The sequence below is a fragment of the Nitrobacter sp. Nb-311A genome (assembly GCF_000152905.1).
Lineage (GTDB): Bacteria > Pseudomonadota > Alphaproteobacteria > Rhizobiales > Xanthobacteraceae > Nitrobacter.
Genome location: NZ_CH672416.1, coordinates 394,469 through 408,621, shown reverse-complemented (window position 1 = coordinate 408,621; position 14,153 = coordinate 394,469). Strand labels below are relative to the sequence as shown.

General features: G+C 58.3%; 11 protein-coding genes and 1 tRNA gene. 3 read left to right on the top strand and 9 right to left on the bottom strand.

The features are described 5' to 3' along the window. Window positions 1-13 precede the first annotated feature (13 nt). The 3 genes from NB311A_RS10920 to NB311A_RS10910 form a co-directional block, all read right to left on the bottom strand. Window positions 14-775: a thermonuclease family protein gene (locus NB311A_RS10920; protein WP_009798605.1), complete on the bottom strand. Its 762-nt coding sequence runs from the start codon at window positions 773-775 to the stop codon at window positions 14-16. A gap of 106 nt (window positions 776-881) precedes the next feature. Next, window positions 882-1,154, bottom strand: a complete 273-nt coding sequence (locus tag NB311A_RS10915; RefSeq protein ID WP_009798604.1) for a GlsB/YeaQ/YmgE family stress response membrane protein — start codon at window positions 1,152-1,154, stop codon at window positions 882-884. An 88-nt stretch (window positions 1,155-1,242) separates the two neighbouring features. Beyond that, window positions 1,243-1,824: a YidB family protein gene (locus NB311A_RS10910; protein ID WP_040674916.1), complete on the bottom strand. Its 582-nt coding sequence runs from the start codon at window positions 1,822-1,824 to the stop codon at window positions 1,243-1,245. A 372-nt stretch (window positions 1,825-2,196) separates the two neighbouring features. Between NB311A_RS10910 and NB311A_RS10905 the strand changes: the two genes are divergently transcribed. After that, window positions 2,197-2,273 (top strand) — tRNA-Arg (locus tag NB311A_RS10905). Between the two features lie 345 nt (window positions 2,274-2,618). Here NB311A_RS10905 and NB311A_RS10900 read toward each other — a convergent pair. Beyond that, window positions 2,619-3,545: a cytochrome c oxidase assembly protein gene (locus NB311A_RS10900; RefSeq protein ID WP_040674914.1), complete on the bottom strand. Its 927-nt coding sequence runs from the start codon at window positions 3,543-3,545 to the stop codon at window positions 2,619-2,621. A 490-nt stretch (window positions 3,546-4,035) separates the two neighbouring features. Here NB311A_RS10900 and NB311A_RS10895 point away from each other — a divergent pair, with 490 nt between their 5' ends. Further along, complete coding sequence (locus tag NB311A_RS10895) at window positions 4,036-5,127, top strand: IS5-like element ISNisp7 family transposase (protein WP_009797950.1); 1,092 nt, start codon at window positions 4,036-4,038, stop codon at window positions 5,125-5,127. Between the two features lie 987 nt (window positions 5,128-6,114). Here the strand turns inward: NB311A_RS10895 and NB311A_RS19750 are convergent. The 4 genes from NB311A_RS19750 to NB311A_RS10880 form a co-directional block, all read right to left on the bottom strand. Then, entirely contained in the window at window positions 6,115-6,801 is a 687-nt protein-coding gene (locus NB311A_RS19750) for a hypothetical protein (protein WP_009798598.1), read from the bottom strand. Next, complete coding sequence (locus NB311A_RS10885; RefSeq protein WP_009798597.1) at window positions 6,798-7,625, bottom strand: hypothetical protein; 828 nt, start codon at window positions 7,623-7,625, stop codon at window positions 6,798-6,800. The genes NB311A_RS19750 and NB311A_RS10885 overlap by 4 nt, the downstream gene beginning before the upstream one ends. A 2-nt stretch (window positions 7,626-7,627) precedes the next feature. Further along, entirely contained in the window at window positions 7,628-7,789 is a 162-nt protein-coding gene (locus tag NB311A_RS21985) for a hypothetical protein (protein ID WP_009798596.1), read from the bottom strand. A gap of 217 nt (window positions 7,790-8,006) precedes the next feature. Beyond that, complete coding sequence (locus NB311A_RS10880) at window positions 8,007-10,490, bottom strand: DEAD/DEAH box helicase (protein ID WP_009798595.1); 2,484 nt, start codon at window positions 10,488-10,490, stop codon at window positions 8,007-8,009. 837 nt (window positions 10,491-11,327) lie between these two features. Between NB311A_RS10880 and NB311A_RS10875 the strand changes: the two genes are divergently transcribed. Continuing rightward, entirely contained in the window at window positions 11,328-11,708 is a 381-nt protein-coding gene (locus tag NB311A_RS10875; protein ID WP_009798593.1) for a hypothetical protein, read from the top strand. A gap of 101 nt (window positions 11,709-11,809) precedes the next feature. Here the strand turns inward: NB311A_RS10875 and NB311A_RS10870 are convergent, their stop codons facing one another. Beyond that, window positions 11,810-14,146: a hypothetical protein gene (locus tag NB311A_RS10870; RefSeq protein ID WP_245256985.1), complete on the bottom strand. Its 2,337-nt coding sequence runs from the start codon at window positions 14,144-14,146 to the stop codon at window positions 11,810-11,812. Window positions 14,147-14,153 lie beyond the last annotated feature (7 nt).

Below are 14,153 nucleotides of genomic sequence, written 5' to 3'. Positions count from 1 at the left end.
AACCGGGCCGCTTCTAGTCATGGGCCACTTCGATCTGCCCAACCCGGAGCACCTCGACCCGCGGTCCTCCGCGCCGTTCGATCCAGCCACGGACACGGATCCGCCGTTGTTCGAAAGACATCGGCGCTATACCTGCCGCCTCGAAAGATGGCATTATGCGTCTTGAAATAGTCGCAGCAAAGTCTCGTGTCCAGCGGGGGCCGAAGTTCAGATATATGGTGCCGCCGACAGCCCTGACAGACCGGACATAGCCTTCCACGATGGCGAACTGCCCAATACGCGCCAAAATATCGTCCGGACGTTCGGCGCTTTTGACGACGGACGATTCCGCCCAAGTTCCACGTCGGGTCTGACGCGCCGCCGCTTCGGCGGCTGCGAGTTCCGCTGCGCACGACTTGTCGGAGACCTCGGCAGACACAAGCGCTTCGCCGCGTGCCAGAAGATCGCTCTGGACCGAACTCGTGGACGTTCCGAGATATATGAAGGCGGTTTGCCGGCCATAGCGATCCGGATCGTCGCGCTCCCCGCGCAGGGTCACGCGGCGGCCGATCAGCGCCGCGAGCGCCGGCCGACGATTGGCCGGTTCTCCGGCGACCACTTCGACCCCTGCGAGCCTGATGTCGCGGCCATCTTCGAGGCGGAGCGTCCGCTGGTCAATAACAGCGCTCACGACGCCTTCACCCTGAATGACCAATTGGCAACCGTCGGCGAGCGCTGGCGCGGCCTTGGCAAACGAAAACCCGCAAAACAGCGCCCCGAATAAAATATGGCGCATGCGGAGATATCGGGCCGTCATCACCGGCAGTCTCGTGCCTGCGCCGTTTCGGCACGCGTCCCTTTGATCGCGCCGCCCCTCAAGACTTCGCCCGAGAACGGGATTGCTATCTCGGACCGGAAATCACGCCGCGGGCGACCAGCCTGTTCCAGATGAACAGCACCACCACCGCGCCGATGGTCGAGGTGATGAAGCCTGCACCCTGATCGGGACTGTAATGACCGATCGACTGCCCGATGAAAGTGGCGAGGAATGCACCGGCGACGCCGAGCGCCGTGGTGAGAATGAATCCGCTCGGGTTGTTCGGGCCGGGGGACAGGAATTTTGCGATAACCCCTGCGACGAAGCCGACCAGAATGATCCAGAGAATACCGCTCATGACGGAAGCCCTCCTCAGCGTGATCGTGATGGTGAACTCTCCGCGAGATCAGTCGGCCCAGGGACGACTCCCGCAGGGGTCAGCGATCCTAAAGCAGTCGCGATAGCTCATTCTCCGTCGGCAGGCGCCCCTCGGGGGTCAGATGGTGAACGACCTCGGGCAGGTGCTGACTCAATTCGGCGAGCAATTCGTCCCGGGACAGGCCGGTCTGCGCTGTCAGGGCGTTGATCTGGTCGGCGCCCAGCGCGTCGGCGAGATCGCGCGGCGCGATCTGCTTGTTCGGTCCCGGGCCGACCCAGGAATTAGCTGTCTCGCCATGGCCCTTCTTCTGAAGCTGGTTCAGCAGGTCGCTGAGCCCGCCGCTCAGAATGCTTCCGGCTGCACCGCCCGCAAGCAGCCCGCCAAGCCCGCCTTTCAGCAGGTCGCCGAGGTCGCCTGTGCCGCCGCCGGGCAGGCCGGCGTTGACCGTACGTTCGGGCGCGGGGGGAGGGGGTGTGGTCGTGCCAGGTTCAGGCCGGCTCCCGGTGAAATGTTTCAGCGCCTTGTATCCCAGCACAGCGAGGATCGCCAATGTCAGTGGCGACAGGCCGCCGCTTTCGCCTTCCGCGCTGGGTTTGCTTGGGCCGCGCGGGCCGTTCTGCATTCCGTTGAGGACGTCGAGCAAACCCATGACCGTCTCCTGATTGCGAACCAGCCCGCGCAAAAGATAACGTTGCCGTATGAGACTCACAAGGCGCTTTTGGCGGGCGGAGAGGCTGTCGCTCCATTCCGCAAGCGAGAGTGGCTGCGGGTTGCGGGTGAAGGCACTTTCAAAACAAAGAGCGCCCGGCGTCTGCAACGGTCGCCGCCCCGTTATGACAACAAGTCCCGCCCTGTAATTCTGTGGTCTTGCCGGATCGCCTGCCGGCGAGAGCTTCGGTCCGGGCTGGAATGGACCGCGCGTCGGCATCGGCCTCTTGAATCGGCAATTTGATTCGGATCGGATGCTTGGGGCTTGCCCGAGACGCTCATGTGCCGGATAAGTGCCACGACTCGGCGTTCAGTCCCGGTAGCTCAGCTGGATAGAGCACAGGTTTCCTAAACCTGGGGTCAGGGGTTCGACTCCCTTCCGGGACGCCATTTTCAGGTGCGATTTTTTCGCCAGTCACGCGGATGAAAAGCGGCGAAGTGGAAGTTCGAATAATCGATCGAATTTGCATTATCGGGAGGTTCCATTCTGCGCCTGCCACACCATCGATTCTACAATAGGCAAGCGCCCCGGCCGGAGTCTCTATTAGAGTCTGTTTCCACCGCTTTGAATTAGACTCGTCGCTTATCTTTTTGCTTGAGCATGATCTTCTCCGAAAAACCGGTTTCCACTTTGCACTGGCGCGGCCCTTCGGGTCGGGATCATGCTCTAGCAGACGTCGGCGATTTGTCTCGGGCCAGCTGTGCTGTCCGCTGGCCTCTGCGTTTATGGTCCTCTCAAAATTCTCCGTCCGATGGAGGAGGGCTTGACCTAAGCTGGTTTTTGCGCTCCTCGCTCACTGCCTGCAGATAGGCGAAGAGATCGTGGCGAGAGGGTGCATCCAGCACGCGCACCGGCATGCGGGTGCCGGGCACGAATTTCTTCGGATCGGCAAGCCAGCGGTCCAGATTGTCTTGCGACCAGACCAGACCGGCGTTCTTCAACGCCGGCGAATAGTGATAGCCGGGAACAGTGCCTGCCTTGCGGCCGACCACGTCGCCCAGCAGAGGGCCTGCCTTGTTGGTATCCAGCGCGTGACATGCCGTACATCGCTCGCTGAAAAGCTGCTTGCCGTGCATGGGATCAGGCGGCGCATTGGGAAGGAAGCGCGACAGGTTCTTGCTCTGCGACGGATTCACCGACCGCAGGAGCGTGTAACTGAGCGTGATCGTGTCGACAGCGCGGTTGTCGGGATCCTCGGCAAAGGCTGGATCGACGAAAAAGACAACCGGCATCTCGATCTTCTGATGTGGATCGAGACGCTCCTCGTTGAAACAAAAGCACTGAATTTTATTGAAATAAGGTCCGCTGGTGTCCGGAGTGACATTATACGTGGCATGGCTGACGATCGACTCGTTACTCAGATTCTCGGCCGTGAAGAAAACCATTTTCTGTTCGCCGAGACGAACCGTCACGGAACGCTGTTCGGGCTCGAAGCGCCACGGAAGATCCGACGCGACGTTGGTGTCGAACGCAACGGTGACGGTCTTGTTGGAGGTGACGGCCGGATCCGCATATGCCCGCTGCGTCGTTCCTCCGTACCCGGTCGCGCCGCAGAATACACGATACAGCGTCGGCGCGTAGGCGACCAGTCCGAGCATGATGCCAAGCACGACAACGACAGGCAGGAGAACGTTCAGATGCTTCCGATTGCGCGGCATCATCTCCATCCCTCACGTTGGCTGCGCAGCGTCGGTCGCGGTGTAGGGGGATGGGCAGCGATTGTCCACCTGGGGAAATGTCAGGAAGCCGCTCGAAACGCGATAACAAGACGTTTTTGATGGGGTCTTACGAACTTGTGATCCTGATTCGGTCGAAGGGCGGAAATCCATTCAGGAACGAGACGCGCTGGCGATGAAGCCCTGGCAAGACCAGGACAGGCGCCTTCCTTGCGCGGATGAGGGGCGATGCTGAGCATGCGGTCAGCGATGCAGCCATCAGCGGGACGGTCCTCGCGATCCGGGACGGGCGAGAGCCTCCGCAAATTTGTCAATAATAAGCTCGATAATACATATCTTGACGCCGCCTATCTTGACGCCGCCATGTTTGCAGGAGGCTTGGGAATGAAAGGTCGCCTAGCAGGCTGTTGAAAAAGCCAGTCGCGGCCGAGCTGTGAGCATGATTTATTGCTCCGAAGCGATTTGGAGATGATGAGTGCGCGGTGGTGACAATCTGACTGGCGAGCTGTTCAGCTACGTTGATCTGGAGGCGCGGGTTCGACGCGACCACCCGCTTCGCGCCATCCGGGTCACGGTGAACGAAGGGCTTGTCGCTTTGGAGCGGGAGTTCGCGGCGCTGTACTCGCCACTCGGGCGGCCGTCGATCCCACCCGAGAAGTTGCTCAGGGCGATGCTCTTGCAGGCGTTCTACTCGATCCGCTCGGAGCGGTTGCTTATGGAGCGGCTGGAATACGACCTTCTGTTCCGCTGGTTCGTGGGCATCGGCGTCGACGATCCAGCCTGGGACCATTCGGTGTTCTCGAAGAATCGCGAGCGGCTGCTTGAGGGCGACATCGCGGCCAAATTCCTGAGTGCGGTGCTGGCCCAGCCCAAGGTGAAGAAGCTGCTGTCGACAGATCACTTCTCGGTCGACGGCACGCTGATCGAGGCCTGGGCTTCGATGAAGAGCGTCAAACCGAAGGACGGCTCTGGCGAGCCGCCGGCCGGCGGCGTCGGGCGCAATGCCGAAGCCGACTTCCACGGCCAGAAGCGGACTAACGACACGCATGCCTCGACCACCGATCCGGACGCAAGGCTCTACAAGAAGGGCAAGGGCAAGGAGGCGAAGCTATGCTTCATGGGTCATGGGCTGATGGAGAACCGCCACGGCCTGTTGGTCGACGCCTGCCTGACGCTGGCCGACGGACATGCCGAGCGGGTGGCGGCGTTGCACATGATCGAACCTCGCGCCGACCGGCCCCTGGCCATCACACTTGGCGCTGATAAGGCCTATGACACGGAGGACTTCGTCAATGAGTTGCGCGCGATGAAGGTGACGCCGCACGTGGCGCAGAACACGAGAGGCCGAAGCTCGGCGATCGACGGACGCACGACGCGGCACAGCGGCTATGCCGTCAGCCAGCGTATCCGCAAGCGCATTGAGGAAGCCTTCGGCTGGATCAAGACGGTCGCCCGCCAGGACAAGACCCGCTTCCGCGGCCGCGACCGCGTCGAATGGGCCTTCACCTTCGCAGCCGCCGCTTACAATCTGGTGCGACTGCCGAAGCTCATGGCGGTGCCAGCATGACCCCCCGTCCCACGGCCACGCCAAACTGCTCGACAGCTCAATCCAAATCTCATCACAACGGCGATTAAGCCATCCCGAAAGCCAGACGGGACACTTCTTCAACAGCCTGCTAGAGGTCTCTCCAAAAGCGGGCCTGCTCTTTGTGTTCTTCCTCTTTTGCTTCGACGTATTGTTTGCTCTGGACCGAGGAGAAGGGGTGGTCAGCCATATATGGGGTCCTCTTGTCTGGGGACTCATTGCCTTTGCTTCTTTGGCAATTTACATCCGTATCTGGCGAGTTCGCAAAAATCCCGGGGAGATGAGGAAGATTGAGGCGCAAAGTCTATATGGCATATTGCCCCTCAAGCTTCGCAACTGGCTTTTTCCTTAAAGAGCTCGCCGTCTCTAACTCCGCCGCCGCGCCATCTAAAACCCGAGGATGTCGCTGCGACGTGGCGCGCTCCCTGCCGCTCCGTTCTGATTCCTTCGCTTGGGGAGCCGCGAAATGGCGGAGAGGGAGGGATTGCCGCGCAGCTTCAACAAAATCAATAGAATCAGAGACTTATCGCTCGCCCGAGCGGCTCGTGTGTACCAGTCTTGTGTCCCGAAGTCGAGCCGCCTTCGCTTCTGCCGTTGCAAAATATCGCTTTCGACTGTGCGAGGTCATCTGCTGGCCCGGCGCTATTTCAGTTTAGAAGGCAGTTTCCCCTCCATCTGAACCGTCTACTCCTCTTTACCTGCCATCCACTCGCCTACCCATCCACTTTCCGGAGGGCAGGGCTCTCCATTCTACGGCACGGGCGTTGGCGCCAGCTTGCGGCCGCCTCTCAGGCAACTGCCGTAATGACGTTTCCACCGTATCGAGCCCCCGCGCCGCCGCGCCCATGCCCACGCTCGCCCCCTCGGAGAGCGTTCGGCCCAGATCTAGGGTTCGCTGCAGGGTGCCGAACGTGGTCTCGAACGTCTCGCTCTATGTCCTCGGCAACCGCCGTCAAGCAAGCGCGTTCCTCACACATCACGGGCTGCAAGGTCGTCAGGCGTCGCCTTGTTCGATACAATGCGCGCGCGCCGTTCGTCGTGGCGTCTTTTTCCGTCATCAAGGAAGAACAGCAAGTCCTTTGCTCCGCCGGTGTGACCGTCGAAAGTGTAATGCGTACTGCCCTCCGTTAAGTGAAGCTCAATGGCGTTGAGGATTTCTGACAGTGTTGCAATGATTTTATTCACTTGCTCTCGGGTGCCGCCGTTTATCTGGTCGGCGGTACCGTTGATGGCTACGTCTAAGTCTCGATGGGCCACCAGCTTGTTTCGCCAATCGCGGCAGAACTCCGACTGCTCAAGCGCAGACTTAAGCAGCGGGTCGACCTTTGCCTTTAGCTTTTCATCGTTGATAAGGTCGGAAAGATTTTGAAAGGTCAGGTTTGAGAATTTCCCCATCTGTGACGGGTCGGTAAGCCGGGCTATGTGCAAAAGCATATCGTCGTAAAAGACATCCTGCACGGTCCGGAAAAACACCGGCGCGGTTGCATTCATAAGCTGAACGCGCGTCGGCTTAGTGCCGAACAGGGTAATATACTCCATCCACTTGCGGTTCAGATAAATGACCTCTTGGCGCAGTTCGTGAAACTGCGGCCCAAGTTTGTCGCCCATTTTAGCGGTGTATTTTTCTTTCGCTTGGGCGGCCGTCTGATAGCTCATGGCTTCCCCCTCTTGCGCTTTGATGTTGTCCAATATGACATCGCTGTCAGCGTAGAAATATTCGGCGAGTTCGCCTGACATCGGCGAAACGTAGTTGTGACGTGGCTTCTCATCTTCTGGTATGCATAAGCAAGCTGCAGGGAGCGATAAAACTGTTTGTCCATATATAAGTCGGCGGGGGTGTGAACGCCGGACCTAGTCGCCGCACGCGCGGCGTCGTCGATTGCCATGAGCTGGGCAATCGGCAAACCCAAGCTATTTAGCGAGATGTGATTGCCACTCTTGGAAACATGCGTCACGCCGTCATCGTGGTATTCATTGCTTCCCTGCGTGAAAACGCCATAGGCGTTCAAGCCGAGAATGTCTCGGTATGCCGCCTGAACTTCAACGTAGAGATACAGCAGCAATTCCGGTTCAAAAGTGTATTTGACGGTGCTTTCGTAGTGCCCGACCGTCCAATTGCTTTTGAGAAGAACGCTGTCGGCAAACGAAACGAACGACACTTGCGGCCATTTTCCCGCAAGTTCGTCCAAGCGCTCCCGCAGCCTCAACAAACCCTCGCGGGTTAACTTGTTCTCCACAAGCGCTGCTTTGACGCCCACGGCGTCAATGAGAGCAAAAACGTTGTAGCTGCGCACGTGGAGGTGGGTCAGCCAATCGCCTTTGACAAAAATGTGCGGCGTTTCATCACACTGCCAGGAACCGACGCAAGTCACGAATGCCTCGTGCTGAAGCCACGCCGTCACCTGGTGGAATCGGCTGTAGACATTCGGACCAAGAGACCTCAATGCCGTTGGTGCTGTGTATTCGGCGGGCAGCGGCATAGCTAATCAACCCGGGCGATTGCAGCCCAGCCCCCTTTGCCTGCGAATACTGCGAGCACGTACCGCTCGTACTCGGGCATCCATTTTTCATCCATCAAGTAAATGTCGCGATTTAGTGGAACAGCCTCGAAGGAGTATTTGTCAAAACGCTCGTCATCGAACATCAGAGCATTCGTAACGCCGTCCCTGTTTGGTGGGCAAGAAAATTCCAGGTGCAGTTAGTTGGGCGGCGCTTCGCCTTCCGTGGATTTGCTCCCCAGATCTACCCATCAAGCGCGAATCTCCGGAAAGCAGAATCGGCTCCTGCCACTCGGCCAGCGAGCGGCGGCAGGACGAGCCGAGATTTAGTGTTCTGCGCTGCGCGGGCTAACCGACGCCGCTTCACTTGCTCGGCTTCACTGTATATCGCGCGACCAGTTCCGCAGGCGTTAGCCCAAAGTGCTCCAATTGGGCAGCAACCACCCGAGGCTCCGCGAACCCGTTGTTTTGGCCGACAGCGACCGCGTAGTCGTTCAGCGCCTTAATCAGTCTAACCAGGCGATCCCCATCGATAATTCGCGAACCGGCGTAGAGCGTCGCCGCGAACTCAGGTTTCGTCTTTGGGTGCACCATGATCGGCGTCGCCGAACAGGTCTGGTCGTATTGCGCCGAGAACCAGGTCATTGAGCCGTTCAATTGATTGCAGTCATGCTTGTTGATCGCCTGTGCCTGGGTCGCTCCGCTCTTACACTCGATGACGAAATACTTGAGCGCCCCGACCGCCCACAGGTTGTCAGGGCCTCGACCTGATTCTTTTTCCGGCTGTTGCGAGCCGTAGCCGAGGAACAGGCCGAGATCCCGCATCGCGCTCTCGAACGTGCCGCTGTTCTCCTCGCCCCACGCGAGCGATTCGGTCAGTGCGTTGACCCAAAGAATAAGCTCGTTCTTCTCAAGGAACTGCTTCATGAAGCCGACCGCTGTCGCGGCCTGTCCGTCCCTCGGGACTTCGAGTTTCCGGTAGCTTACGCCCTTGATCGGCCTCAACAGCGCCGCGTTGGCCTGTACCGCAGCGAGTTGCGTCTCCTGCGCCTTCACGGGGTCCAAATGATGCAGGAACTCCGCGCGCTGCTGGAGAAGGTAACCCCGAGCCGGCCGTTCCTTCGTCTTGTCGATGACCACCTGCACTTCCTTTTCCGCAGCGTCGTGGCGTCCCAAACGCGCGGCATCAAAAGCGTTCCGGAGTGCCACGACAGATTCTTCGATGTGGCTCGCGTTGCCCGCGTCAGCATTCACCACGGCCGACCGGCTCAATTCGAGCCATTCATCACGACCGTTCAGACAGTCCTCCATAACCTTGGCGATCTCCGCTAGAGGCTCGCCTTTCAACTGGGACGTGATGTCGCGCCCCAATTCCAACTGAGCGCGGGTAGCCGGCGAGAACATCGCGCGCGCGTCCGCCCCGTGAAGTCGCGACGTCAGTCTCGAGCCCATGAGTATGACCACACAATGATCCTGGCTCGAACGGACACCGCGTCCCATGCCCTGCTCAATGCGCTGAACCTGCCGCAGTAACTGTCGGCGCGTACCATTGAGAGCCTCCTGCTCAATGCGCTCCAGCAGGCCGTAGACTTCCGGTAGTCCGTCGATCACCAGCACCTCGCACGCCGGCCCGGGCAGATCCACGCCGTCGTATTTCGCCACGAACACCGTCAATCCAACGTGACCCGCGCGTAACCGATCAGTGCCTGCCTCCATGTTGTCGGCGGTCAGGGTCTGGTGGGCGACGTCGCTCCAGAATTCGGCCCTCTTCTTCGACGGGACGATCACGGCCACGTTCAAGCTCTGGGCCACGTGCGAAAGCAACGCCTTGATCTCGTCGGTGGTGATCTCCGGATTGATTTCCTGCGGAGCGAGGATCATGCGATCCCCGATGTCGCCACCGCCTTTCGGTCGGATGGGGTCCGCGACCTCCTTCGGGTCTGCTTGGAAGTGGCTGACCAGGATGCCGTCGTCGGCCAGAGTTGCCGTCATATAGATGCGCCGTTTCGCTCCCGTGAACGCTGGAACGTTGTCGATCGGAATGAACCGTGGCGCGATTTCCACATGGCCTCCGCCGAACGCGCATTGACTCAACGACAGCACGTCCTCGACGAGCCGCCACGGCCACCCCAGGAATTCGTCCTCTCGATGAGGATGGAGGATGCGTAGCACCTCGTCCTGCTTGTCTTTCCAAGCCCAGTAAGGCACCGCCATAACGGTTCTCGGGTCCTGCGCCTCGATGTCTAGATAACCGGACGCCGATTGGCTCGCGAGATCCGGCTTGAACAGCTTCAGAAGCGGTCCGTAGGCCTTGTGCGTCGAAGAGAGACGAATCCGGAACTGCTCGGCTACGGTGGCCAGACAAGCGTGCGCGTCGTCGATCACAAGACTTCCGATCGAGATCTTGGTGCCGTCGCGCCCGACGCCGAAGACCGATCTGCCGTTCACCAGCTTCTTAATGTTGATGACGAGGATCGCGGTGCCGGCGATGAAACCTGGATCGTTCTCATTCTCTGTAACCGTGACGCCCAGCGACGCAGCCTCGGCGACGACCTGTTTCACGAGATACTTGTCGGGAGCCACGTAGACGGCCGGCCCAACACCTTCGTTCAGGCTACTCTGTAGGCAGAGCAGGCCAACCACCGTCTTGCCTGAGCCCGTATTCATCTTGAGTGTGTTGTCGGCACGATCTTTCTTCGCGTACCAGAGATCAAGCACGTCGGCTTGCTCATCCGACGGTCGCTTGAATTTGCTGGTGTCACGCTTCAGTGTCGTGAAGATCTTGCGCGGATCGGTCTGCTTCTGCCCGGAAATGCCAGATTGCAGCTTCTTGTAGTTCAAGGCCATCGAACGTCCTCTGGATTCTTTCTAGTGTTTCGCTGGACCGTTTGAAAGCCATGGGCGGCTGCAGCGATTGTTGTCGTGGGCTAGTCAACCATCGATGGATTTGCAAGATTTGTTTCCAAGGCGAAATCAAATTTCCTGGAACGGATGAGTCTCCGCCAAGATGGGTGTGCCGGCGCAACCGCAGGGATGTGGCGCTGACGTGGAGATCTATGAGTACTTAGGAGCGGCGAGCGGCCTCAATCGCTTTGATCTCGATCACCGGATAGATTTCACATTGTTCTTGAGCAACTACGAGCGCCGCATAGCGGCCCGCACATAGCCAGCCCCCAACGGGCTCCGCCCTCCGAGCTAGCCAAGCTGTTGGAGACCCCGCGGACGAGATCGAAAGGCATCGATAAAAGCTGACAGTTTAGTGACTGAAAGCAGGAGTGGGCTCCGGTGACTCCCGACCCACAGTGGTTGCGCGATTGATGGATGTGTCGCGCAATAGCCCCGCCAGATGAAGCGGCGCGTAAAGGCCGACCGACTGACCCCGGCCTCCCCGTAACAGGGTGCGCTTATCCAAAAGACTGACCGACGGCGTGGCTCCGGTTTTCGAGCATTGCCTTTAACTCAGCAGCTTCGCCTCGCAGGCGAAGCTGTGCCCTTCGGGCCCCAGAAAACATCCCTCAGACGTACACCAATTTTCGAGAATGCCACAGCGATGCGGACCTCAGATCGGCAATCCGTGTATCCGTCGATTGATTTCCCAAGTCGCTTACGGTCATCCGAGCGTCAGCGACGGAGCCTTCAAGTTTCCATATCGCAATCCTATCAACCAATTCGTGAGCACCAAGCATGATCGTCGGAGACGACTTTAAAAGACTGGGGCGACGTATCACTGGCGCCTTATGCGACGGAAGCCTGAGTCTTAAAGAGGTGTCCTTTCTGCAAAACACACTTCGTAAAATCGAACTCTATCAGGCGAGAGCTTTCATCAGCGAAAGCCAAGCAAGCTGGTTGTTCACGATCATCACGAGGTTCGAACAGCGAACGGCCGATAATTCAATCGCACGTTGGCAAAATCCCCTTAGCGAGCCGTCTCGGCCTTCATCGTTCGACGATGCTTCCAAAAGGCTTCGTACGCTGGCGGGTCTCGACGACATCGTCTGGACCGAGGAGGAGAAACCCCGAGGTTTCGACCTCAGTGAAGCGATAGAGACAGATAACAGCACGTAGATCGTTAACCGAGTCACGACCATTCGCGTCAACGGTCAAACGTATCAGCGCTTGGAACTGCCGTTAGTTTGGCGCGAACATTGCGAACCCGCATGAGATTCTTACCCCAAATTAACGCCTAGGATCTCAGATCGAAGGATAGCGTGCGACCTAAGGCTAGCGCCCCGAAATCCCGCCGCGTCTCCGTGATCGTCGCATAGCCAAATGTCAGCCAGCGTGGCCCATAACTGGTGAAACGACATTCCCCGCTCGGCTGATCGGGCGGTGATTTGGGACACAAGGTCCGAGATTGGGTTATCTTTCAAGTGCATCAGGGCTGGATGTCGCGTCTCTCCGCCTGAACCGACATAGTAGATCTCGTTCAGAACCGAGCTAACACGACGTGCCATTCCGCTGGGAGGCACCCCCGCCGGAGGATTAAGCTCCTTTTCGTTCAACTCATGTGGCGTCAGGAGTGAGCGCCAAAAACCAATTGCTGCTTTTGCCCAATCTAGTCCTAATGCCTTTCGCACTTCGTCGAGAGTTTTCGACTGCGTGCTCTGGATGCAGTCACACAACTCCCGCAGCCGACCAGGCAATCCGCCAGATTCGGCCAATATCACATCAAGCACTTGGCTGTCGTGTGGATATGCGGCTGACCCTAAGAATCGCTCTGCGAGTCGCCTGCTCTCGAGCGGAGTAAGTGCGAAGAGGCGATACATCTCGGCGCGGGATTGCCCGGCGCCGCTAAGCCCCCTTACATGGGTAACGGTGAAAATGAAGCTGTTTACTGCTGAGGATTTTTCGAGCGTCTTGAGGCAGACTTCGACCAGCTGTGGATTGCTATCTGGATTAGTGATCATTACCACGCGGCGCCCTATGGATGTTTCGAACCGCAGGTTAGGTAGCAGTTCCTCCCGCACATATTGCGCCGCCGACGATGCGCCAGCGTCGAATTCGACGAACTCAAGGGGGCTTCGAGTTTCAAATTCTTTGCAGGTAGGGCAACTTCCACACGGCGACGCATCCACGTTTGTGCCGCTCTCGCATAGCAGCCTTTTTGCATAAATCCGGCCAAGCGTTCTCTTACCAACGCCCTTAGGCCCGCAAAGAACCAGCGGCGCACCATGCCGATCCGATCTGATGCGTTGCTGCAGTCCTGCGACCGCAACTTGATGGCCGATTATGTCGACAAACGACTGCGGCTGAAATCTTGAGCCTAGACGTACCGAGCCCGATTCAACGGCTTGCCGATTGTTGCTCGTAAGGTTGTCCGCATCGCTCGTCAGAAGATCACGCAGACGTGCAATCCACTGCCTTTCCGCCACCGTCGATTCACCTAAAAGGGAAGCAAGATCGCGCACAACTTTGCTGAAGCTCGTTTCGCTCTCCTCGCTGCTGGCGCGTACGAACGATATCGAGCTCCGCAGCTGTGCCCAGAGTCCAACTAGCGGATCGTCTGCCGTGATCGGGGTGGTTCGATCTAAAAACGCGCGTCCCAGTTCGTCCACCAAGATCAGCGTTTGATCAACATGGGATCCGGAAATGGGCTGCTGGGCGTCGATTTCGGAGAACCGATTAGTAAATACTAAGAAAACGCAGACCCAAACCAACACCCTACATTTACGATCTTCAAGCTGATCTGTGCCCGATACGCACCTCTGCCTCGCGGGATCTAACTTCAAAAGAGTAACTGTGTAACGAGCTAGGTCATCGGCCAGTTCATCTCCTCGCCGTCCGCACGGGAAACGAACCGCTAGCCCGCGGAGAAATTCGGGAAGCTGGAGGGGATCCCGCCGCTCGACCATTGAGCGCAATGGCCGCATGACGATGCTGCGGCTGCGATGCTGTTTTTCGTTGGCAACTTCACCAGAGAACAGGCCGGTATCGGGATCAACGAACAGCAAGACAGCGCGATCGAATGCCAGCCTTAGCTCATGTAAATTCATCCGATCGTGAACAATGATATCTTCAAAATAGTTCAAGAATTCACGCTGTCTTACGAGATTTCTTTGCGGAACAAGAGCGCTTCGCGACTCGAGATACTTCAATATTGGCAGCAGAGCAGGGGAGCAAACGACGGGCTCGTGAATCAGTAAGCTTACTTCCTCCACCTTTGACCACAGCCGATGCCTCGGAAGTGTGCTCTCGCTGGAAACGAAAAGGATCACCGGCTGCCCGTCCTGATGGCTAATTGCTTCCAATGTCGCGGTAATCCGTTCAGCGGTAGCGTTAAGCCCCTCTTTTGGCCAGTCACAGATGCCTATTCCTTGAAATAGACCGCCGCCGACACTCAAGGAGAACAAGTCGCCGAAGGAACAGTCAAAGATCAGATTTCCACCGCGCCCCGAAATCTGTGAAAGTGCTTCAATCATGGCCGAACGTAGCATCCCCGTTCGGTAACGATAGACCACCGTGCGACTGAGGCAGGCGGGCGGCGGCTTTGAAAGAAAATCCACGTCCAGC

Coding starts and splice junctions, on each gene's coding strand:
- NB311A_RS10920 (WP_009798605.1), bottom strand. CDS start 775: ATGCGCCATATTTTATTCGGGGCGCTGTTTTGCGGGTTTTCGTTTGCC.
- NB311A_RS10915 (WP_009798604.1), bottom strand. CDS start 1,154: ATGAGCGGTATTCTCTGGATCATTCTGGTCGGCTTCGTCGCAGGGGTT.
- NB311A_RS10910 (WP_040674916.1), bottom strand. CDS start 1,824: ATGGGTTTGCTCGACGTCCTCAACGGAATGCAGAACGGCCCGCGCGGC.
- NB311A_RS10900 (WP_040674914.1), bottom strand. CDS start 3,545: ATGATGCCGCGCAATCGGAAGCATCTGAACGTTCTCCTGCCTGTCGTT.
- NB311A_RS19750 (WP_009798598.1), bottom strand. CDS start 6,801: ATGAGCTATCAGACGGCCGCCCAAGCGAAAGAAAAATACACCGCTAAA.
- NB311A_RS10885 (WP_009798597.1), bottom strand. CDS start 7,625: ATGCCGCTGCCCGCCGAATACACAGCACCAACGGCATTGAGGTCTCTT.
- NB311A_RS21985 (WP_009798596.1), bottom strand. CDS start 7,789: ATGTTCGATGACGAGCGTTTTGACAAATACTCCTTCGAGGCTGTTCCA.
- NB311A_RS10880 (WP_009798595.1), bottom strand. CDS start 10,490: ATGGCCTTGAACTACAAGAAGCTGCAATCTGGCATTTCCGGGCAGAAG.
- NB311A_RS10875 (WP_009798593.1), top strand. CDS start 11,328: ATGATCGTCGGAGACGACTTTAAAAGACTGGGGCGACGTATCACTGGC.